We start from the raw sequence: 21,820 nt of genomic DNA on the forward strand, positions 1-21,820 counted from the left end.
TCGCCGGGCGCCCCAGCGACAGCGGCCATGCGGAACGGCAATGCAAAAGCCGAGTCGGATGAAGTGACTGCGCCTCTCGGGCGTCGCCGGTCGAATGGCTGCGCCTCGGCCCTGCAGCGGCATTCGAGGGGTTTTCAGCCCGGCCAGCCATTACGGCTTCTTTCCGGGCGTGTTCCGCCCCGCAACCAATCATTTGTTGTGTCGGAGCAGCGGAACAAGGAACGCGGCGACTCCTGTGGAGCCCGCGTAAGGAGTATGGAAATGACCGATTCCCCTGATCGCCCCTTCAGCCCAGACGATGAGTTTTCTTGTATATCCACGGGCAGCGAAGGCCTGGATGACATCCTCGGCGGCGGCCTGGACCCTAACCGGATGTATCTCTACGAGGGCAGCCCCGGCTCCGGCAAGACCACCCTCGCCTTACAATTCCTGCTCGAAGGCGTACGCCAGGACGAGCGCGTCCTGTACGTCACGCTGTCGGAAACGGAACAAGAGTTGAAGCTGGTCGCCAAGCGCCACGGCTGGACGCTCGAAGGCATCGACGTTCTGGAGCTGGTAACGCCCGAGGACAGCCTGGACCCCGATCTAGAGCTGACGGTCCTGCATCCGGCCGAGATGGAGCTGAGCGAGACCACCAAGCAAGTATTCAATCGTGTCAGCGAAACCAACCCGAGTCGGGTGGTGTTCGACAGTCTTTCGGAAATGCGCTTGCTCGCTCAAAGCCCGCTGCGCTATCGGCGACAAGTGCTGGCACTCAAGCATTTCTTCACCACCCGACATTGCACGGTAATTCTGCTCGACGACCAGACCTCCGAAAGCGGCGATTTACAGCTGCATTCGATATCCCATGGGGTAGTGATGCTCGAGCAGTTGGCCATTGATTACGGCGCCGAACGCAGGCGGCTGCGTGTCATCAAGATGCGCGGCATCCAGTTTCGTGGCGGCTACCATGACTTCACCATCAAAAAAGGTGGATTGGCGATCTATCCGAGGCTGATTGCCGCTGAGCATCACACGCACTTCATAGGGGAACTGACATCCAGCGGTAATGAGGCCCTGGACAAAATGCTCGGTGGTGGCTTGGAGCGCGGAACCAACGCGCTGCTGATTGGCGCCGCCGGCGTTGGCAAATCATCGCTGGCGCTGGGTTACGCCGTAGCGGCGTGTCGACGCGGTGAACAGGTGGCGTTCTTCGTTTTCGATGAAGGAATTGGAACCCTGATGGCTCGCGGCCGCGCTTTGGGGCTGGACCTAGAACCCTGGATCGAAAAAGGACTGCTGCACCTGCAACAGATTGATCCTGCCGAACTTTCACCCGGCGAATTTACCGCTGCGGTGCGTGACAGCGTTGAGGTACAGGGCGCGCAGCTGGTGGTGCTGGATAGCCTTAACGGTTATCTCAACGCGATGCCAGACGGCCGCTTCCTGATTTTGCAGATGCACGAGTTACTCAGCTATCTGGGCCAGAAAGGCGTGATGAGCGTGATGGTTCTGGCCCAGCATGGTTTGGTCGGACCGATGGATACGCCGGTCGATATCAGCTATCTGAGTGATGCGGTTATCATGCTGCGCTATTTCGAGCATGCCGGCGTCGTTCGCCGGGCGTTGTCGGTGGTCAAGAAACGTAGCGGCCGCCACGAAAACACCATCCGGGAGTTCCGCCTTGGGGCTTCCGGCATCAAGGTCGGGCCGCCGCTTTCGCAGTTCAGCGGTATCTTCTCGGGCACGCCGGCCTACACCGGCGATGCCGCTCCCCTCATGAAAGACGAGCATGACGACGCCTGAGCCAGCAATCCCGACAGTAGCCGTCTACGCCCCCATTGGCCGGGACGGTCCCGCCTCGGCCGAGCTGCTGCGCCGCAGCGGCATGAACGCTATCGTCTGTCACAGCGTCGATGAGGTACTAGACCTGGCCGGAACAGGCGCCGACGCGGCCTTCATCGCCGAAGAAGGCCTTTTCGGTCAGGACCTCGACGCGCTGTCGGCCTGGGTCGATCAGCAGCCGACGTGGTCCGATTTCCCTTTCGTGGTGCTGACCAGCAAGCATCAGCAACCCTCGGTCGCGGCCTGGCGCCAACGCATGGTCGCAGCGTTGCGTAACGTCTCGCTGCTCGAACGTCCGGTACAGAGCATTACGCTCACCAGCGCGCTGCAGACCGTATTGCGCGGGCGGCATCGCCAGTACGAGGTGCGAGCGCTGATCGAGGCGCGTGAACAGGCATCCCTCGAACTGGAGGCGCTAGTAGTAGAGCGCACTGGTGAACTGGAAAAAGCCAACCTCGAGTTGCGCACGCAGATCGCCGAGCGCGCCCATATCGAAGAAAGCCTGCGCCAAACGCAGAAAATCGAGGCTATCGGCCAGCTCACCGGAGGCATCGCTCACGACTTCAACAATTTATTGATGGTCATCTCCGGCGGCCTGGACATGCTCGATCGACGAGCGGATCCAGAACGCCGCCAACGCCTGATGGATGGCATGCGCCAGGCCGCTCAGCGCGGCTCAGCCCTGACGCGCCAATTGCTGGCCTTTTCGCGCCGCCAGTCACTGGCACCCGAACCAGTGGATCTGGCCCAGCGCATCAGCCAGATGCGCGAGCTGCTGGACCGCAGTCTGCGGGGCGATATTCACGTCAAAGTGGAGTTCGCACCGGATCTATGGCCGATCGAAGTCGATTCCGGCGAACTGGAGCTGGTGATACTGAATCTCGCGGTCAACGCTCGCGACGCCATGCCCGACGGCGGTTCGATCCTGCTGCAGGCGTCCAACGCACCGAATGAAGTAGTGCTTGGCCGGCAGGGTGACTTCGTTCGTCTGGCGGTGATCGATTCGGGCACCGGCATTCCCGCCGACGTTCGCGGCCGGGTATTCGATCCCTTCTTCACCACCAAGGAGATCGGCAAGGGCTCCGGCCTCGGCCTGGCCCAGGTGTATGGCTTCGCCCTCCAGTCCGGCGGTACGGTCTGGATCGATACGGAATGTGGACGAGGCACCAGCGTGATCATGATGCTGCCGCGCTCTGAACATCTGCCGAACCAGGTGCACATCGAGAGCGTGCGCGTTGATGAAACGCCCGAGACGTTCGCAGGTCGCGTTCTACTGGTCGACGACGATGAAGAAGTCGCCGCGCTGGTGGGCGAAATGCTTGAGCATCTCGGCTATCGGGTGACACATTCCGCCAGCGCTGCCGCTGCCCTCGGGACACTGGCGAACGGACGCCAGGTAGACATCGTTTTTTCCGATGTGATGATGCCCGGCGGCATGAACGGCGTAGAGCTGGCGCGAGAAATTCGCACGCGCCAACTCGGCATTCCCGTGCTGCTCACCAGCGGCTATGCCGAGGCGGCAAAAAACTCGGCGGAAGCCGAAGGCGTGCATGTACTGGCCAAGCCCTACCGCCTCGAAGAGCTGGACCTGGCATTGAAACGTGCCATGGAAAGCGCCGAACTCACGAGCCTATCCGTACTTTGATCCTCCGTCGTTGACCGACGCGACTCGTCCCGCTCACGAACTAACCATAGCCAAGACCGTCGAAACGCGAGTTCCGAGCCGCTGCGGTTCGCCCCGGCTTTTGCTAATCGTCTGCATCAAACCAGAAGGAATCGACCATGCGCATCCCTCGGGACGACCTCAGTCCGCTTGCCCGCTCCGCAACCACCAAGCGAAATGCCGCGGCGTTGATGGGCGTATTGCTGATGAGCTGCTCGCTACCCTTGCTGGCTGACGAGCAGTCTCTGATCGACCGCGATGCGCAGAACAAGCGCCTCACCGAACAGTTGATGGCCAAGCCCAATCACCTCTCCCCCGCCCCGAGCGCGAAGTACAACCACATCATCACCTACGGTCAGTCGCTGGCTTCTGCCGCCGAAGGCTGGCCAGCACTGTCGAGACAGCCGGGCTACGACAATCTTATGCTGGGCGATTCAACACGTTCGGCAACTTTCAGTGGCGATCGCTTCGTACCGGTCGGGGAAGCGGCGTTCAAGCCGCTCAAGGCGGTGGTGCAATTCAAGCGGGACCCCAAAATCATTCTCGACAACGACGCGGTAGCGAAGCTGGAAAAGCACGCCCAGGAAGAAGGCGAGTCCGTGGAAGTCGGCGCGCTGAACATGGCGCGCCGGCTGTATCTGGAAAAGCACCGCGTCGAGGCCGACCCCGAGCACCTTTTCGTCGCCAGCAACGCCGCCACGTCGGGACGTTCCATTGCGCAACTGTCCAAGGTTGGTGGCACCAACGAGTACCAACGGGTGTTGCAAGCCGTCGATCAGGCCAAGCAACTGGCGGATGGGGAAGGAGCGAGCTACAGCCTCAGCGCCTTGTTCTGGTTACAGGGCGAGTACGATTACGCCGAGGTTCAGGGTGGGATCAACGACAAGGAAAACTACAAGACAATGCTGCGCCAGCTGCGCGATGACCTCTACGCCGACACCGCGCAGGCCATCGGGCAGCAACGTATGCCTGCCTTCATTAGCTACCAGACCGACGCCAAAACCTCGGTCGTGGACGGCACCCTCGACATCGGCATGGCCCAATGGGAACTGGCGCAGGAAGAGCCCAACTGGTATCTGGCCGGCCCGGTTTACCCCTACGTGGACAAGGGCACGCATCTGTCAGCCAACGGTTATCGCTGGTTCGGCCAGATGCTTGGCAAGGTTTACCACCAGGTCGCGGTCGAGCGCCGCAATTGGGTGCCTTTGTCGCCGCTTGGCGCCACGGTCGAGGGACGTGAGATCCTCATCGATTTTCACGTACCGCATCCTCCGCTGACCTTCGAGGAACCCTACCTTGGCCATCAGGCGCGAATGATCGACGGCCGGGGTTTCACCATGAGCGACGAGCAAGGTGAGGTGCCGATCGAAAGAGTCGAGATCGCCGCCGGTACGATTGTGCGCCTGATTGCCGGACGCGACCTGAGCGGTACGCCGCGCATTCGTTACGCCAGCCGCGCGGTCGGCGGCGCTGGCGAACTGCGTGACAGCGATCCCACCCTGGCTGACGCCCACTACGAGTACCTGCCGGACGAAGGCATGTGGCCGGAAGCCAATATCGACACGCTGGTGGATGAACCCTACCCGCTGCATAACTGGAGCATCGCGTTCGAGATCGAGGCCAAGACCGACGAAGCCGCTCGAACGCGCTGACCGTCCAGCACGACACTGGTCTCCGGCGCGCGACGCCTGCGCCCGGAGCACCGGCACGAGGATACGGACCGCCAGAATCAGGCAAGCACCCGGCAGAATCCGCCTAACACCCGCCATGCGTACTCACTAGCATTCATCTCACAGCACAGCAGTGCTGCATCCATGAATGCAATCGGAGGGTCTGCGCATGTCGAACATCAACGGAAAAGTCATCGCCATCACCGGTGCCAGCAGCGGCATCGGTGAAGCGACGGCGCGCCTGCTGGCCAGCCAGGGCGCGCGAGTGGTTCTTGGCGCACGACGGCTGGAACGCCTCGAAGCGCTGGCCGCCTCGATCAACGATAACGGCGGCAGCGCGGTGGTCCGGGCGCTGGACGTTACGAGCCGCGCCGAGATGCAGGGCTTCATCGACTTCGCCGAGCAGCAGTTCGGGCGCGTCGACGTCATCGTCAACAACGCCGGCGTGATGCCGCTTTCGAAGCTGGAGGCGCTGAAGGTCGACGAATGGGACCGAATGATCGACGTGAACATCCGCGGCGTGCTGCACGGCATCGCCGCCGGACTGCCGCTGATGCAACGTCAGCGCAGCGGGCAGTTCATCAACATCGCCTCCATTGGCGCCTACGCGGTGAGCCCGACCGCTGCGGTGTATTGCGCGACCAAATATGCAGTACGCGCCATCAGCGAAGGGCTGCGCCAGGAGGTCGGTGGCGACATCCGCGTCACGTTGATATCCCCCGGCGTGACCGAATCCGAACTCGCCGAGAGCATTTCTGACGCAGACGCTCGGTCGGCCATGCGCGACTTCCGCCAGATCGCCATTCCCGCCGAGGCCATTGCTCGCGCGATTGCCTATGCCATCGATCAGCCAGCCGATGTAGACGTCAGCGAGCTGATCGTCCGCCCGACCGCCAGCCCCTACTGAGGAGACACCCATGAATGGCAATGCAAGCAGAACCCTGATTGCAGCTGGACTGGCATTGCTCACTGGCTTATCGGCTGCCGCCTCCTGCGCAGCCGACGAGGACGAGCAGCACGAGCGAGGCATGAAGGTAATGGAGCGGCTTTCCGGTGGTGCCGGGCAACCGGTGCTCGAAGCCCTACAGCGGGACTATCCCTTTCTCGCCGAGGGCGTTACCGCCTACGCGCTCGGTGATGTCTGGGCTCGCCCAGGCCTGGACGATCGCACCCGCCAATTGGCGACAGTCGCTGCGTTCGCCGCGCAAGGCAACCTGCCGTACCTGAAGGTCCATGCCGGCTATGCGCTGCGGCTCGGGGTCACGCGCGATGAGCTGAAGGAAGTGATCTACCTGACCACCGTTACCGCTGGCTTTCCGCGCGCCATCGATGCGGCGCAAGCGCTGCGGGAAGTGCCGGACCCGGCAGCGACGCGTTGAGGCTCAGGCGATGCTGCGTAGCCGCGCCATGTCCTTGACCGGGGAGGCACCGAACAGCCGGCTGTATTCGCGACTGAATTGCGAGGGGCTTTCGTAGCCGACCCGGTAACCCGCGACCGACACCTCCATCCCTTCGGCCATCAACAACCTCCGAGCCTCCTGCAACCTGAGCTGTTTCTGGTATTGCAACGGGCTCATAGCGGTCAGCGCCTTGAACCGGTGATGCAGGCTGGAGCTGCTGAGATTGACCCGCCGCGCCAAATCCTCGATGCGCAGCGGCGCGACATAGTTCTGGTTGAGCCACTCGATGGCGCGGGTTACCCGATGCGACTGGCTACCCTGCAACGCGACCTCCTGCAAATGCTGGCCCTGCGGCCCGCAGAGCAGGCGATAGAAGATTTCGCGCAGCGCCAGCGGTGCCAGTACCGGAATGTCCTTTGGCTTATCCAACAAGCGCACCAGACGCAGGGTCGCGTCGAGCAACGGCGCGTCGATACGGTCCAGATACAGGCCGCGCCCTGGTGCCTCGTCCACTTCAGCGAGCTGGCCGGATTCACTGATCAACCCGGCGATCACCGACGGATCGATGTCGAGCCTGATGCACAAGTAGGGCTCTTGCGGCGAGGCGCGCACTACGCAACCTCCCACCGGGAGCGTGACCGAGACCACCAGGTAATGCAGCGGGTCATAGCAGTACAGCTCGTCGGCCAAGCGCACTTCCTTGCCACCCTGCACGATGATGCAAAGTGCCGGCTTGTGCACACCCCAGACCGGCTCGCCCGGCTCTGCGCAGCGAATCAAGTGCAGGGGATCGATGGCGGTCGGGTGCACGCCATCACCGTCGACGAAACGTTCGACTAGCTGCGCCAGCTCGGCGCGCTGCGCGCGGGTTTCATCGTCTGACGGAGCGATGAATGAATTCATGGGCAGGCTCCTGGATACGAAGGGAATCAGCGTAGCTGTTGTTGACCCGCTATGCCGCCTGCCGCCAATTATCTTCCAAAAAAAGCCGGCGTTAGCCGGCAATTTTCGAAGCAATGCACGATCAGCTACGGGCGCGTTCTGCGTCACGCAGCGCCTTGACCTGATCGTGGTTGCGTTGCACGCCCTGGAACTGGCGCTGAACCACCACGCGAATATCGGCTGGCAGGTCCTTTTCGAGCGCCTTGCGATAGCTCTTTAGGGCCACGTCTTCGCCACGCTCGCATTCGTTGAGAATCGCTTCGTCGCTTTTACCCGTGACCATTGATTTAAGGTCGACCCAGCGACGGTGCATGTCTCCCGCAACGCTGGTGGAAGTCTCCGGATCACCGCCCAGGGTACGCACCAGTTGCTGCAGTTCGGCGGCGGCCGTGGCGCAGTCCTGTGCACGCTGGGTCATGGTGGTCTTCAGCTGGGGATTCTTAAGATCTTCGGCGCATTCGCGGAAGCCTTTCTCGCCGTCCTTGCTGGTTTCGATGAGGTCGTTGAGTACGGAAATGGTGTCTTTGGTATCCATTGAACAATCCTCCTGGGGCTTGCTAAAACGGCCGGAAACAACACGGCCAACCTGTTAAGTCGACTGCCCCGCTTCGTCAAAGGTTCAGCCGATCTGCCGAGTGATCTGCCATCGACGCACTTCGACCAACCGTTTCGCGCTGGCAATTGTCCCAAGAATGTCTGCCGTCTCGGCAGACACGCACATAACGCTGAGACCTCGCCGCCGAGCCTGCGAACCATGCCGGAATACCTCGCCCCCGTTCCTCGCTGGGAACCGCACGAACGCCCATCCATGCCCGGTTCGCCGGCAATCCTGCTGCATCCGATGCCGATGCGCATCGCCTATGCCTGTGTTGCCGTGCTGGTCGGGCTAACCGGCGGCTTGGGCAACGCACTGTTCATTGCCAACCTGCCGAGCATTCAGGGCGACCTTGGCCTGACGCCGTCACAAGCCGCCTGGTTGCCGGCGGCCTACTTCATGGTCAACGTCTCGGCCAATTTGTTGATGATCAAATTCCGCCAGCAGTACGGCTTGCGTCGCTTCGCCGAGATCGGGCTGACGTTGTATGCGCTGCTGAGCATCGCTCACGTTTTCGTCGAAGGGCTGGAAATGGCAGTGTTCGTTCGCGCTGCCAGTGGCCTGGCGGCAGCCACTACCTCTTCCCTGGGGCTGTTCTACATGTTGCAGGCGTTTCGCAAGGCGGATCTGCCCAAGGGGGTGATTCTCGGTTTCGGCATATCTCAGCTGGGCACACCTCTCGCCTGGCTGATGTCGCCGGCACTCTTGGATCTGGGTGAATGGCACCGTCTCTACGTGTTCGAAAGCGGGCTTGCGCTTTGTTCGCTGGCGGCGGTGGTGGTGCTCAAGCTGCCCTTGGGCGAGCGCATCAAGGTCTTCGAGCCGCTGGACTTCCTTACCTTTGCCCTACTCGCCCCGGCGCTGGCGTTGATCGCCGCGGTGCTGGCCCAGGGCCGAATACTTTGGTGGACCGAGGAGCCCTGGCTCGGCTACGCACTGATCGCCGCACTGTTGCTGATGTGCACGGCGTTCATGATCGAACACCACAGACGTAATCCCCTGCTGCACACCCGCTGGCTCGGCACCGCTGAAATGCTGCGCTTCGCCTTCGGTGCCTTGGCGCTGCGTCTGTTGTTGTCAGAGCAGACCTACGGCGCGGTCGGCCTGCTGCAGACTTTGGGCATGGGCACCGAACAGCTACAGCCACTGTATGCAGTGATTCTGCTTGGGCTAAGCATGGGCATCGCTGGCAGCGCGATGACCTTCAGCCCCACCACGGCGTTGCCGCAGATTTTGCTGTCGATCGTGTTGATCGCGGTCGCCAGCTTCCTCGACCTCGACGCCACCAACCTCACCCGCCCGCACGACATGTTCCTCAGTCAGGGCCTGCTGGCCTTCGCCAGTGGCATGTTCCTCGGCCCGCTGTTGATCACCGGCATCGGCAAAGCGCTGCGTAATGGTCCAAATTATCTGGTCAGCTTCATCGTGCTGTTCACCATGACCCAAAGCCTCGGCGGGCTGGCAGCGCCAGCGTTGTTCGGCACCTATCAGGTGGTTCGCGAAAAGTACCACTCCAGCCATCTGACCGAGCAGGTGGTGCCGAGCGATCCGCGTATCGCGCAGCGACTGCAAGCCCAGAGCCAGGCGCTGGCGCCGCGCCAGAGCGACCCTCAATTGCGCCAGGCACAGAGCGCGGCGCAGCTGAGCCAAGCGACCACGCGTGAAGCCAACGTGTTGGCCTTCAATGATGTATTCCGGCTGATCGGCATGCTCGCCATCGGCGTGTTCGGCTGGACGCTCTATCACACATTGCGCCTCGCGCGGCAGAACAGGAACGCCCCGCCTCCATGAGTGAAACCAAACGACCCGACGAAGAAGAAGCCTTGCAGACGGCTCAACCACCGCAGCCCTCAGCCGCGATGACGGACGCCGGGCCGGCACCGGACGATCCGCCGAAGACGATCAAACCGAGCCGCCGCTCGGTCATTCTGATGACGCTTGTCGCGCTGGCCGGCGTCCTGGCGATCCTCTATGCCTGGCAGCTGTGGCCGTTCACCGACCGTGTCGCGGTCACCGAAAACGCCTATGTGCGCGGGCAGATCACCGTGCTCGCACCGCAGGTCAACGGCTACGTTACCGAGGTGCTGGTACAGGATTTCGAGCAAGTCGCGCGCGGCCAGCCGCTGGTGCGCATCGATGATCGACAGTATCGCCAACTGGTCGAGCAGCGCCGTGCCGAGCTGGCCGCGCAGCGTTTCGGGCTAGAAAACCTCGAACAGACCCTGGCTTCCAATCGCGCCACGCTGGCGTCACGCCGCGCCGAGCTGTCGGCCGCCGAAGCGGAGCTGCAACGCGCCCTGGCCGATGAAAAACGCGTCAACGAGCTGGCCGAACGCGGCTCGGTCTCGATTCGTGAGCGCGACCAGATCCGCGCCAGCGCCCGCGCAGCGGCGGCAAACGTGAAGCAGGCCCAGGCCGCCATCGCTATTGCCGAGCAGACGTTGAAGGCCAGCGAAGTCTCACGCGGCAGACTTCAGGCGCAAGTGGAGATTGCCGAAGCGGCATTGAAGCGGGCGCAGATTGACCTGGACAATACGGTCATCGAAGCGCCACGCGACGGCCAGGTCAGCGAAGTCACGGTGCGCCAGGGCCAGTACGTCGCGGCCGGCTCGCAGCTGCTCTATCTAGTGCCGGAGCAGCTTTGGGTGATCGCCAATTACAAGGAAACCCAGACCTTCGCCATGCGCCCAGGCCAGCCGGTGTCCATTGAGGTCGACGCACTGGACGGTGCTCGCCTGAGCGGACGTGTACAGCGTTTGGCACCGGCCACCGGCTCGGAATTCAGCGTGCTACGTCCGGATAATGCGACCGGTAATTTCACCAAGGTGGTGCAGCGGATACCGGTGCGCATTTCCATTGATCCGAACCAGCCGTTGAGCCAACGCCTGCGACCGGGGCTGTCGGTTGTCACTCATGTGGATACCAGCCGCGACGCCACAACCGCCGAAACGGCAGCGGATGACAGGCGATGAATCGTCAGTTTCGCGTTCCGGGATTGCTGTCGGGCCTGTTGCTGATCACACTGGCAGGCTGCATGCCACCGCGCCAGCCGCTGCCGCCCGAAGCTGCATTTACCCCGCCCACGCAATGGCGCGACGAGGCGGCGCGCACAGCCGAAATCTCCGCGAACTGGTGGCGGGCGTTTGGTGATCCGCAGCTGACGACACTGGTCGAAGCGGCACTGGCACATAACACCGACGTGCTGATCGCCGCGTCGCGGGTCGAACAGGCACGCGAGCAGATCCGTCTGTCCCACGCCTCGCTGCTGCCCAATCTCGACGCGGTGCTGGGTGCGCAACGCACGCGCGAGCTCAGCGTACTCGGCATCGCCCATACCACGGCGGTACAGCCCTCGCTGCAGGTGTCTTACGAGCTGGATATCTGGGGCCGGCTGCGGCGTCTGCGCGAAGCCGCGGAGCTGCAATATCAGGCCAGCGAGGCCGAACGCGACGCGGTGCGCCTGGCCGTCGCCAGCACCACGGCACGCGCCTATGTCTCGCTGCTGTCGCTGGATCGGCAGCTGTACGTGACCCGCGAAACCATCGAGTCGCGCCTGCAGGCGCTGCGTGTCGCCGAGGACCGCGCCAGCCTCGGCTACACCTCGCAACTTGAACTGACGCAGGCGCAGTCCGAATACGAAGCCGCAGCGCAGCTGCTGCCCCAGCTGGAACAGGCGATTCGCGAGCAGGAAAACGCGCTGCGTATGCTCACCGGAGCACTATCGGGCACGGTGCAGCGCGGCGCCGGGTTGCTCGCGCTCGAATCGCCAAGCGTGCCCGCCGTGTTGCCATCGGAACTGCTGCGGCGGCGGCCGGATATCCATCAGGCCGAACTGCTGCTGGCGGCCAGCGACCTTAACCTCCAAGCCCAGCGCGACCGCTTTTTGCCACAGGTGCAGGTGTCAGCCAGCCTCGGCCAGCTGTTCGTCAATTCACTCGATTACGACCCGGTCCGCGTCTGGGATATCGGTGCGAGCGTGCTGGCACCGATCTTCGACGCCGGGCGCCTGGAAGCGGGCGTGAACATCGCAGTCGCGCAACGCAATGAAGCGGCCTTCGCCTATCGCGCGATTGCGCTGGAGGCATTCGCGGAGGTCGAAAACAGCCTTTCGGCGGTGGGCAATCTGCGGCAGCAGATCGAGCGCGTCGAGGCTCGCCGCGCAGTTCTTGAGCGCTCGCTGACCTTCGCTGAGGATCGGTACCGCGCAGGCTATTCGTCCTATCTGGAAACCCTCGACGCCCAGCGCAACCTGTTCAACACCGAGCTGACCGCCGTGCAACTGCGCGAAAGCCAGCTCAATGCGCTGATCAGCCTTTATCAGGTACTCGGCGGTGGTTGGCAGGCCACCGCCGAGCGTTGAAGGCTCAGCCCGGCTGACGCAGAGTCTTGCGATCCGTGTGCTGGGCTCCGCCGAGTGCCCATTCGGCAACGAGGAATACCAGCAGACTGCCGCCGAGCACCGGCAGGCAGTAACCAAACAGCGCCGCGAGTGCTACCGTCAGCGCTCGAGCTGCCAGCGACAGATCGCGCAGCGCGGTGAGCACACCGGCGCTGCGCACCGGCGAGCGGCGGCGCCACCACATCAGGTAACCCCAGATCACCAGCGTCGCCAGACCGAGCGCGGTGACGGCAAGCAACAGTTGATTGGCTAGGCCGAACAGCGAGCCCATATGCGCATCGATACCCCAGCGCGTCAGCTTGGCCGCCAGCGGGAAGGTGGCGAAATCGATGCGATCAGTGACCGTCAGCAAGCGCGGATCGATGGCCACCGCGTCGACCTGGGTCGGCCAGCTGCGGTCGATCTCGGTCACCGTCCAAGCGCGATCAGGGCCTGCCGCCGGGACGATTTCCAGCTTGCCAGCGTCGATACCGGCGCGGCGCGCAGCAGCCAACACAGCATCGAATAAGGCAGGATCACCCGGCTCAGCTGCAGCCATCTGCATTCCGACGTGATGGGCATGTTCACCCGCCGGTGCCACCGGCTCGCCGGTCAGCGCCGTGGACACGCTCGGCGTGGACATCCCCAGCGCCGCCCGCGCGACGCCGATGTTGTCCCCCGCCCAGCGCGACCACGTCAGACCGGTGGCGGAGAAGAACAACAAGCCCACCACCAGCCACAGCCCCAGCGTGGCATGCCAGCGCCGCAGCGGTTGCGTCCTGGCCACGCTCGCCTTGCGATTACCCTGGCGCCGGATAACCCAGAGCGCCAGTCCACCCAGCGCCGCGACCCATAACCAGGAGGCGGCCAGCTCGCTATAGATCCGGCCCGGCTCGCCCAGTAACAGGCTGCGGTGAAACTGATCGAGCCATGTGCGCAGCGGCAGTATTCCGGTGGTACCGTAAACCAGCAGATCGCCGCGGATCTCAGCCGTTACCGGGTCGATGAACACGGCGCGGCTCTCCGACGGTCCCAGCTCCGGCGCGCTGAACATTACGCGTGTGGTGGTGCCAGGTAGAGGTGCCGGACGCACCGCCGACAGCATTGCCGCATCGCCGATGTGCGCTTGTGCGATTTCGATCTGGCGTGCCAGCGGCAGCGCCGGACCGCTACTGTCGACGAACAGCTGTTCGGCATACAGCCGGTTCTCTAGCTGCGGCGTCAGCGCATAAACCAAGCCGCTCAAGGCCGCGATGAGGATGAAAGGCCCGACGAATAGGCCAACGTAGAGGTGCAGGCGGATCAGCAGCGCTAGCAAGGGTCGCTGCGTCCGGGATGCAAGAGGCGGCGCCTCAGGCTGGACATGGGAAGACGGCATGAAAGCTCACTCGAATCGAGAAATACAACCAACCCGGCGCTGCAGGATTGGCGACGCGGACGACCGCTACTAGCGGTGGCCGGATTCAGCAGAGGCAATCAGGTGAGCGGAGAAGCACGAGGGTTGAGGCTGGGCCAGCGATAACGCAGCGACAACGGCGGTGCCAGGTCGAACGGTAAGGCATTGCGCTGCACTCGCCGCGGCTCGTGCAGTTCCGTCGCGGTGGTGGGTATCGCAGCCATTGATGCCGAACCAGCGCAACAGCAAGGCATGCCGAGGTGATGCAGTGGCTTCGGTGCGGACTCACTGCCCTGCGCCGCGTGGTCAATAGCCGTCGCGTGGCCGTTATGCGCGGTGAAATGGGAAGAAACGTGCCGGCTGGCCTCGGCCATCGGGCAGTGCCCGGGCATGCCCGGCGCACCGGCCCCCATCAGTGGCATCGCGAACAGATGCAGCAGCAAGGCCAGAGCGGCTATCCAGATCGGGACGCGACGGGGACGGTGCATGAAAACTGATAGCTCCGGCAGGACGAAAACACGGCAATCTTACAGAGCAATGACTGAATGACGGCTCTGGAGGCGGTGCGTGGCGAATTGGATTGTAGATTTCCCGGTTGGTGCGCACCACGCCACGACGATAGAACTGACCCGCCCGTATCCCGAACGCGCGCACTTCTTCTGCAAGGTAACCAGACATTCAGCGGTTTGGACGCTCAGCCTGCCGCTTCGTCCAACGGCTTCGGCATTCCAAGTAGAAAGCCCTGCGCCTTGGTCACCTGCAGGCCTCGCAAGGTCGTCAGTTCTGCATCCGTCTCGACGCCCTCGGCAATGATGTTACTACCGGTCTGCTCGGCGAAGCGGATCAGCGCAGCAGCCAACGCGCAGGTATCGTTGTCGCTATCGACATTGCTGATCAGGCTGCGGTCGAGCTTGATGACATCAGGCTTGAGCTTGAGGATGTGGCGAAAGCTGGCATAGCCGGCGCCCGCATCGTCGACAGCGAGCCGCAGCCCACCTTGACGTAGCGGTTCGAGAATGGCGGCGACCAGCGCGTAGTCGACGATGGATTTGTGCTCCGTCACTTCGAGCATCAAGCGATGCAACGGCTGGTTGGCGAGCAACGCCACCACCGTGCCATTTAGCAGTGCGTCGGGGCAGACATTAAGGGACAGGTATTGGTCTTCGGGAATCAACGGTAGTGCCTCGAGCGCCGTTTCGAGAAGCATGGTTTCCAGTTCCGCGCGCAACCCGACCTCGCCCGCCTCGTCTATCCAGACATCCGGCGAGCGATATGGCTCTGGGCGAAACCGCGCCAGCGCTTCGTAGCCGATGATGCTGTTGTGCACCAGATGGAAGATCGGCTGGTAGACCATCCAGCAATCACGCTGGGCGATGACCGCCTTGATGCGCTCGAGTTTTTCATTGCGCTGTTGTTCGCTGAGCGCGTGCCGCTCGAGTACCCTTCCGGCAAAACGGGCGAACAGGCGTAACGTTTCCAGATCGGCCTCGTTCAGGGTTTCGTCGGGTTGCGTACTGAAACAGCAGAAGGTCCCGTAAAGCGAACCATCACTGAAGCGAATCGGTACGCTCATGTGTGCACCGACGGGCAACGCCCGGGTCGCCGGGAGTGCCAGCGCTTCCTGTAATTCGCCAGCGTTGCGGATGAGTTCCGGTAAACGTCCATCGACGATGCGCTGGCAGTAGCTTTCCTCTAGCAGTCTACCGTCGCCAACGGCCAGCGACATCGAGCGGTATTGCCCTTCGATATAACGAAATACGCGCCTTCCGTCCCGAAACTCGCCGATGAACGCCACCTCCATTCGTAAATGGTGACGAACCAGCTCCAGCGCTTCGGTAAGCATCTCGCCAATGGATAACCTTCCACGCTCAAACCCGTCGACCATCAACGACATTTCGCTGCCGGTAACCCCATCAGAATCGCGGTTCAACATAACCATTCCTCGCCATCTTCCATCGGAAGAATCCAGGCGCCTTGGCGGCTTCAGAGAAATACGCAGCAGAGCCTTGTTTTGAGCCTAGTGCCCATTCTTGAGCTACCCCGCTTTCGTCGACGACCGGCGCTTGGTCGGCTTTTTTGGCGACACGTCGGAGGCCAGTTCGACCCAAGTTGGTGCATGATCGCTGGCGTGTTCCTGGTCGCGAACCCAGCGGTCCACGCCGGCATCTTTCAGACGCGGCGCCAGGTCTTTGCTGAGCAGCAGGTGATCGATACGCAGGCCGGAATCCTTTTGCCAGTGCTGGCGGAAGTAGTCCCAGAAGGTGTAGATGCGCTCGTTGGGGTATTGGGCGCGCAAGGCGTCGGTCCAGCCTTGGCTTAGAAGACGTTGATAGCACTCGCGGCTTTCCGGCTGCAGCAACGCATCCTTGGTCCACGAGCGCGGGTTGTAGATGTCCTCGTCGGTAGGCACCACGTTGTAATCGCCGGCCAGCACCACCGGATGTCCGCTGTTCAGCAGCCCTTCGGCATGCTGAATCAGGCGCTCGAACCAGGCCAGCTTGTACTCGAACTTCGGCCCCGGCTGCGGGTTGCCGTTGGGCAGGTAGAGGCAGGCAACGATGATGCCGTGGGCTGCGGCTTCAAGATAACGGCTGTGACTGTCGTCGGGATCACCCGGCAGACCGCGACGAATCTCCAATGGGTCGTCGCCGCGCGACAGGATCGCTACGCCATTCCAGGACTTCTGCCCATGCCAGATCGCGCCGTAGCCGGCGGCACGGATGTCGTCGATAGGGAAGTCGGCGTCCTGCGCCTTCAGCTCCTGCAGGCAAACCACGTCGGGCTGCTCACGCTCCAACCATTCGAGCAGATTGGTGCGGCGCGCGCGGATGCCGTTGATGTTGAAGGTGGCGATTTTCAGGGAGTCCACAGGCTGCCTCGAACCGATAGATGACCCTTGTTGTGACTCGCGGTGGCGGTGCGAGGTTCGCGTCAGCTGGCCTTGCGTGGAACTCTGCAGGACGACACGCCTTTTCGGCGATAACGGTGGGCTGAAGCCCACCCTACTTCGTGGTTCGGATCAGGCGTAGGGTGGGCCGGGCGGCGCTCCGCTTCAGCCCGCCAAAAGCGCCCTGGAAGATGAGGACGGACGGAATGTGCTCCGATCCACCCCAACAGCGAGGCCCGGCTCAGCGGGTTTCCCAATAGCCCGGTGCGTTGTAGATCGCCTTCAAATAATCGATGAAGAAGCGCACCTTGGCCGGCAGGTAGCGCTGCTGCGGGTAGACCGCCTGGATGTCGTAAGCCGATAGTGCGTATTCGTCGAGCACCGTCACCAGCTCGCCGCGTTTGAGTTCGGCCTGGATTTCCCAGGTCGAGCGCCAGCCGATGCCCAGGCCCTGCTTGACCCAGTCGAACAGCAGCTCGCCATCGTTGCAGTCGAGGTTGCCGTCCACCCGCACCGCCACCTGCTTGCCGTCGCGCAGGAAGGTCCAGCCGCGCTGTTGCCCACCCTGTAGGTTGAAGGCCAGGCAGTTATGCCGCGTCAGGTCTTCCAGCTCGCGCGGCACGCCCTGACGCTCGAAATAATCCGGCGCGCCACAGACCACCCGGCGATTGGGGAACAGCTTGACCGCCACGTAGTTGGGGTCGGTGACCTCGCCGATGCGGATGCCCATGTCGTAACCATGGCGCACCAGGTCGACCACGCTGTCGGTGAAGTTGAACGACAGCTGCAGATCCGGAAAGCGCGCCTGGAAGGCCGGCGCATGCGGGCCGATATGCCGGCGACCGAATGCCGCCGGCGCCGAGATCACCAGATGGCCGCGCACCGAGGTGCGGTCCTTGGCAATGCTGGCATCGGCCTCGTCGAAATCCTTGAGCAATCCGCGCGCGCGCTCCAGGTACTGCTCGCCCAGGTCGGTCAGCGCCAGCCCACGTGTGGAGCGGTGCATCAGCTTGACGCCCAGGTGCCGCTCCAACGCATCGAGGCGGCGGCCCATCACCACGGGCGTCACTCCTTCCTTCAATGCGGCGGCGGCGAAGCTGCCGGCTTCGGCGACCAGCACGAAGCTATGTACGGCTGTGTAACGATCCATTCGATACTCCTGATATCGACAGAACTGAAGTTTCGACCAATTCCGCCTTTCGTTCCAGCCCTGCATCCTTGGGTCACGTATAAAAACTATCGAGTAAACGTAGGAGGAATGATCCATGGCCCGAATGAGAGCAATCGATGCCGCAGTAGCGGTGTTGCGCAAGGAAGGCATCGACACCGCCTTCGGCATCCCCGGTGCCGCGATCAACCCGTTGTATTCCGCCCTGCGTGCCGACGGCAGCATCCGCCATATCCTGGCGCGCCACGTCGAAGGCGCCTCGCACATGGCCGAGGGCTACACCCGCACCAAGGCCGGCAATATCGGCGTGTGCATCGGTACGTCCGGCCCGGCCGGCACCGACATGATCACCGGTCTGTACTCGGCCTGGGCCGACTCCATCCCGATTCTCTGCATCACCGGCCAGGCGCCGCGTGCACGTCTTTATAAAGAAGACTTCCAGGCCGTGGATATCGAATCCATTGCCAAGCCGGTCACCAAGTGGGCCGTCACCGTACGCGAGCCGGCACTGGTGCCACGCGTGTTCCAGCAGGCTTTCCACGTAATGCGCTCGGGCCGTCCCGGTCCTGTGCTGATCGATCTGCCGTTCGACGTGCAGATGGCCGAGATCGAATTCGACGTCGACACCTACGAGCCGCTTTCTGTTTACAAGCCTGCGGCCACCCGCAAGCAAGTCGAGAAAGCCATCGACATGCTCTGCGCTGCTGAGCGCCCGCTGATCGTCGCCGGTGGTGGCATCTACAACGCCGGCGCCGAAGAGTTGCTGGTCGAGTTCGCCGAAACCGTAGGCGTGCCGGTGATCCCGACCCTGATGGGCTGGGGTTCGATTCCTGATGACCATCCGCTGATGGCCGGCATGTGCGGTCTGCAGACCAGCCATCGCTACGGCAACGCCAACATGCTGGCCTCGGATTTCGTGCTCGGTATCGGCAACCGCTGGGCCAACCGTCACACCGGTTCGGTCGAGGTCTACACCAAGGATCGTAAGTTCGTACACGTGGATATCGAGCCGACCCAGATCGGCCGGGTGTTCTCGCCGGACTTCGGCATCACCTCCGATGCCGGCGCTGCGCTGAAGCTGTTCGTCGAAGTGGCCAAGGAGCGCAAGGCCGCCGGCAAGCTGCCGAATCGCAACGCCTGGGCTGCCGATTGCCAGGAGCGCAAACGTACCCTGCTGCGCAAGACGCACTTCGATTCGGTACCGATGAAGCCGCAGCGTGTGTACCAGTGCATGAACAACGCGTTCGGCAAGGACGCCTGCTACGTCAGCACCATCGGTCTGTCGCAGATCGCCGCCGCGCAGTTCCTGCACGTCTACAAGCCGCGCCACTGGATCAACTGCGGCCAGGCCGGCCCGCTCGGCTGGACCATTCCGGCGGCACTGGGTGTGGTTGCAGCGGACCCGACGCGCAAGGTCGTGGCGCTGTCAGGCGACTATGACTTCCAGTTCATGATTGAGGAGCTGGCCGTGGGTGCGCAGTTCAAGCTGCCCTACATCCACATCCTGGTGAACAACGCTTACCTGGGTCTGATTCGCCAGGCGCAGCGCGGCTTCGAGATGGACTACTGCGTACAGCTGGGCTTCGAGAACATCAACGCCGACCAGAGCGGTATGGAAGGTTACGGCGTCGACCACGTCGCGGTGGTCGAGGGTCTGGGCTGCAAGGCGATCCGCGTGTTCAAGCAGGAAGACCTGCAACCGGCCATCGAGCAGGCCCAGGCCTGGATGGCCGAGCATCAGGTACCGGTCGTGATTGAGGTGATCCTGGAGCGAGTGACCAACATCGCCATGGGCACCGAGATCGACGCCATCAACGAGTTCGAGGAGTTGGCCAACGGTCGCGAGGATGCGCCGACCGCGGTCGCGCTGCTGGATTGAGGCAGCCGTAACCAAACGCGTGGACGACGCTTCGCGGTCGTCCACCCTACGAAAGTGAACGTAGGGTGGATATCGCGAAGCATCCACCACAACGCAACACCTCGGGTGGTATCGCACCACCACATGCAACACCCAACTGTCCCTACAGACGCAGGAGTTACCCATGCCACGTTTTGCCGCCAACCTGTCCATGCTCTTCACCGAGCTGGACTTCATGGACCGATTCGCCGCCGCAGCCAAGGCCGGCTTCAGCGGTGTCGAGTACCTGTTCCCCTACGACTTCCCCGCCGAGGAGATCAAGGCTCAGCTGGACGCCAACGGCCTGACCCAGGTGCTGTTCAACCTGCCGGCCGGTGACTGGGCGGGCGGCGACCGTGGCATCGCCTGCGATCCGGAGCGGGTCGAGGAATTTCGCGCCGGGGTCGACAAGGCCATCGCCTACGCCAAGGTGCTGGGCAATACCCAGGTCAACTGCCTGGCCGGCATCGCCCCCAAGGGCGCGGACATCGGCAAGCTGGAGATGACCCTTATCGAGAACCTGCGCTACGCGGCGAAGAAGCTCGAAGAGGCCGGCATCCGCCTGGTCATGGAAATGATCAACACCCGCGACATCCCGCGCTTCTTCCTGAACAACACCTCTCAGGCGCTGGAGATTCGCGACAAGGTCGGCAGCAGCAACCTGTTCCTGCAGTACGACATCTACCACATGCAGATCATGGAGGGTGACCTGGCCCGCACCATGGAAAACAACCTGGCGGTGATCAACCACGTGCAGCTGGCCGACAATCCTGGCCGCAACGAGCCGGGCACGGGTGAGATCAACTACCGCTTCCTGTTCGAGCATCTGGACCGCATCGGCTACCAGGGCTGGATCGGCTGTGAATACAAGCCGGCCACTACCACCGAAGCCGGCCTCGGCTGGATGAAAGCGCATAACGCTATCTGAACTGACGCGACCCAGACGAATAAAGAGGAGAACACTCATGGCTAAAATCGGATTTATCGGCACCGGCATCATGGGCCTGCCCATGGCTCAGAACCTGCAGAAAGCCGGCCACAGCATTTTCGTTTCCACTCATCACGATCCCGCTCCGGCCGTGCTGGTCGAGGGCGGTGCCGTGGCCCTGGCCAACCCGAAGGAAGTGGCTCAGGAAGCCGAGTTCATCATCGTCATGGTGCCGGACACCCCGCATGTAGAAGACGTGCTGTTCCGTGAGAACGGCATCGCCGAAGGCGTCGGCCCGAACAAGGTCGTGATCGACATGAGTTCGATCTCGCCCAGCGCCACCAAGCAGTTCGCCGAGAAGATCAAGGCCACTGGCGCCGCCTATCTGGACGCTCCGGTTTCCGGCGGCGAAGTGGGTGCCAAGGCCGGCACCCTGTCGATCATGGTCGGCGGCTGCCCCAATGCATTCGAGCGCGCCCTGCCGCTGCTCCAGGCCATGGGCAAGAACATCACCCGCGTCGGCGGCAACGGAGATGGTCAGACTGCCAAAGTGGCCAACCAGATCATCGTGGCATTGAACATCCAGGCCGTAGCCGAAGCCCTGCTGTTCGCCGCCAAGAACGGTGCCGATCCGGCCAAGGTGCGTGAAGCACTGATGGGTGGCTTCGCTGGCTCGAAGATCCTCGAAGTGCACGGCGAGCGCATGATCAAGGGCACCTTCGATCCGGGCTTCCGCATCAACCTGCACCAGAAGGACCTTAACCTGGCACTGGCCGGCGCTCGCGAACTGGGCCTGAACCTGCCTAACACCGCCAATGCGCAACAAGTGTTCAGCACCTGCGCCTCCCTCGGTGGCAGCGGCTGGGACCACTCGGCGTTGATCAAGGGTCTGGAGCACATGTCCAACTTCTCGATCCGCAAGGATTGAAACAGCTCCGAGCCCGCTGAGTCGAGCTAGCGCGCCCACCTTCAGGACAGACAGAACCCAGGTGGTGGGTTACCGCAAAGCTCGACGCCAGCGGTGCTTCGAGAGTTGAACACGGGTGTGCAAGGCCGGAATCACAGCGTCCCC

General features: G+C 62.7%; 18 protein-coding genes. 11 read left to right on the forward strand and 7 right to left on the reverse strand.

Translation table 11 applies throughout. The features are described from left to right. Positions 1-261 precede the first annotated feature (261 nt). From NA645_RS01750 to NA645_RS01770, 5 genes are all read left to right on the forward strand, one after another. A complete protein-coding gene (locus NA645_RS01750; protein WP_256047218.1) occupies positions 262-1,785 on the forward strand; it encodes an ATPase domain-containing protein in 1,524 nt (507 codons plus the stop codon). An 82-nt stretch (positions 1,786-1,867) separates the two neighbouring features. After that, positions 1,868-3,469, forward strand: coding sequence for a response regulator (locus NA645_RS01755; RefSeq protein ID WP_423836554.1), 1,602 nt, complete (start codon positions 1,868-1,870; stop codon positions 3,467-3,469). A 137-nt stretch (positions 3,470-3,606) separates the two neighbouring features. Then, on the forward strand, positions 3,607-5,139 hold the full coding sequence (locus tag NA645_RS01760; RefSeq protein WP_423836549.1) for a sialate O-acetylesterase: 1,533 nt from the start codon (positions 3,607-3,609) through the stop codon (positions 5,137-5,139). A 187-nt stretch (positions 5,140-5,326) separates the two neighbouring features. Further along, entirely contained in the window at positions 5,327-6,064 is a 738-nt protein-coding gene (locus tag NA645_RS01765; protein WP_256047220.1) for an SDR family oxidoreductase, read from the forward strand. Positions 6,065-6,074: 10 nt separating this feature from the next. After that, entirely contained in the window at positions 6,075-6,536 is a 462-nt protein-coding gene (locus tag NA645_RS01770) for a carboxymuconolactone decarboxylase family protein (RefSeq protein WP_256047221.1), read from the forward strand. Positions 6,537-6,539: 3 nt separating this feature from the next. On the opposite strand, the gene NA645_RS01775 is transcribed toward NA645_RS01770, so the two are convergent. Both NA645_RS01775 and NA645_RS01780 read right to left on the reverse strand, forming a co-directional pair. Further along, the gene (locus tag NA645_RS01775; RefSeq protein ID WP_256047222.1) at positions 6,540-7,460 is read right to left on the reverse strand and encodes an AraC family transcriptional regulator; all 921 of its coding nucleotides are present in this window, start codon (positions 7,458-7,460) and stop codon (positions 6,540-6,542) included. 121 nt (positions 7,461-7,581) lie between these two features. Continuing rightward, complete coding sequence (locus NA645_RS01780) at positions 7,582-8,034, reverse strand: PA2169 family four-helix-bundle protein (RefSeq protein WP_131650586.1); 453 nt, start codon at positions 8,032-8,034, stop codon at positions 7,582-7,584. A gap of 273 nt (positions 8,035-8,307) precedes the next feature. Here NA645_RS01780 and NA645_RS01785 point away from each other — a divergent pair, with 273 nt between their 5' ends. The 3 genes from NA645_RS01785 to NA645_RS01795 are packed head-to-tail and all read left to right on the forward strand — an operon-like array spanning position 8,308 to position 12,454. Further along, the gene (locus NA645_RS01785) at positions 8,308-9,885 is read left to right on the forward strand and encodes an MFS transporter (protein ID WP_256047223.1); all 1,578 of its coding nucleotides are present in this window, start codon (positions 8,308-8,310) and stop codon (positions 9,883-9,885) included. Next, entirely contained in the window at positions 9,882-11,066 is a 1,185-nt protein-coding gene (locus tag NA645_RS01790; protein WP_423836550.1) for an HlyD family secretion protein, read from the forward strand. Before NA645_RS01785 ends, NA645_RS01790 begins: the two co-directional genes overlap by 4 nt. Further along, positions 11,063-12,454 (forward strand): efflux transporter outer membrane subunit, encoded by a 1,392-nt coding sequence (locus tag NA645_RS01795; protein ID WP_256047224.1) that lies wholly within the window; start codon positions 11,063-11,065, stop codon positions 12,452-12,454. Before NA645_RS01790 ends, NA645_RS01795 begins: the two co-directional genes overlap by 4 nt. Positions 12,455-12,458: 4 nt before the next feature. On the opposite strand, the gene NA645_RS01800 is transcribed toward NA645_RS01795, so the two are convergent. From NA645_RS01800 to NA645_RS01820, 5 genes are all read right to left on the reverse strand, one after another. Next, complete coding sequence (locus NA645_RS01800; protein ID WP_256047225.1) at positions 12,459-13,850, reverse strand: PepSY-associated TM helix domain-containing protein; 1,392 nt, start codon at positions 13,848-13,850, stop codon at positions 12,459-12,461. A gap of 98 nt (positions 13,851-13,948) precedes the next feature. After that, the gene (locus tag NA645_RS01805; protein WP_256047226.1) at positions 13,949-14,356 is read right to left on the reverse strand and encodes a DUF2946 domain-containing protein; all 408 of its coding nucleotides are present in this window, start codon (positions 14,354-14,356) and stop codon (positions 13,949-13,951) included. 206 nt (positions 14,357-14,562) lie between these two features. Continuing rightward, positions 14,563-15,762 carry a sensor domain-containing phosphodiesterase gene (locus tag NA645_RS01810; protein ID WP_256047280.1) on the reverse strand — a complete coding sequence of 400 codons (1,200 nt, stop codon included), beginning with the start codon at positions 15,760-15,762 and terminating at the stop codon, positions 14,563-14,565. A 141-nt stretch (positions 15,763-15,903) separates the two neighbouring features. Continuing rightward, positions 15,904-16,737: an exodeoxyribonuclease III gene (gene xth / locus NA645_RS01815; RefSeq protein WP_256047227.1), complete on the reverse strand. Its 834-nt coding sequence runs from the start codon at positions 16,735-16,737 to the stop codon at positions 15,904-15,906. Between the two features lie 259 nt (positions 16,738-16,996). Next, complete coding sequence (locus NA645_RS01820) at positions 16,997-17,905, reverse strand: LysR substrate-binding domain-containing protein (RefSeq protein WP_256047228.1); 909 nt, start codon at positions 17,903-17,905, stop codon at positions 16,997-16,999. A gap of 115 nt (positions 17,906-18,020) precedes the next feature. Between NA645_RS01820 and gcl the strand changes: the two genes are divergently transcribed. The 3 genes from gcl (at position 18,021) to NA645_RS01835 (ending at position 21,676) form a co-directional block, all read left to right on the forward strand. Beyond that, positions 18,021-19,802 (forward strand): glyoxylate carboligase, encoded by a 1,782-nt coding sequence (gcl, locus tag NA645_RS01825; protein WP_256047229.1) that lies wholly within the window; start codon positions 18,021-18,023, stop codon positions 19,800-19,802. 163 nt (positions 19,803-19,965) lie between these two features. Continuing rightward, a complete protein-coding gene (hyi, locus tag NA645_RS01830) occupies positions 19,966-20,748 on the forward strand; it encodes a hydroxypyruvate isomerase (RefSeq protein WP_256047230.1) in 783 nt (260 codons plus the stop codon). 37 nt (positions 20,749-20,785) lie between these two features. Further along, positions 20,786-21,676 (forward strand): 2-hydroxy-3-oxopropionate reductase, encoded by an 891-nt coding sequence (locus tag NA645_RS01835; protein ID WP_256047231.1) that lies wholly within the window; start codon positions 20,786-20,788, stop codon positions 21,674-21,676. Positions 21,677-21,820: the final 144 nt, after the last annotated feature.

This window comes from Stutzerimonas stutzeri (assembly GCF_024448955.1).
Taxonomy (GTDB): Bacteria; Pseudomonadota; Gammaproteobacteria; order Pseudomonadales; family Pseudomonadaceae; genus Stutzerimonas; species Stutzerimonas stutzeri_AQ.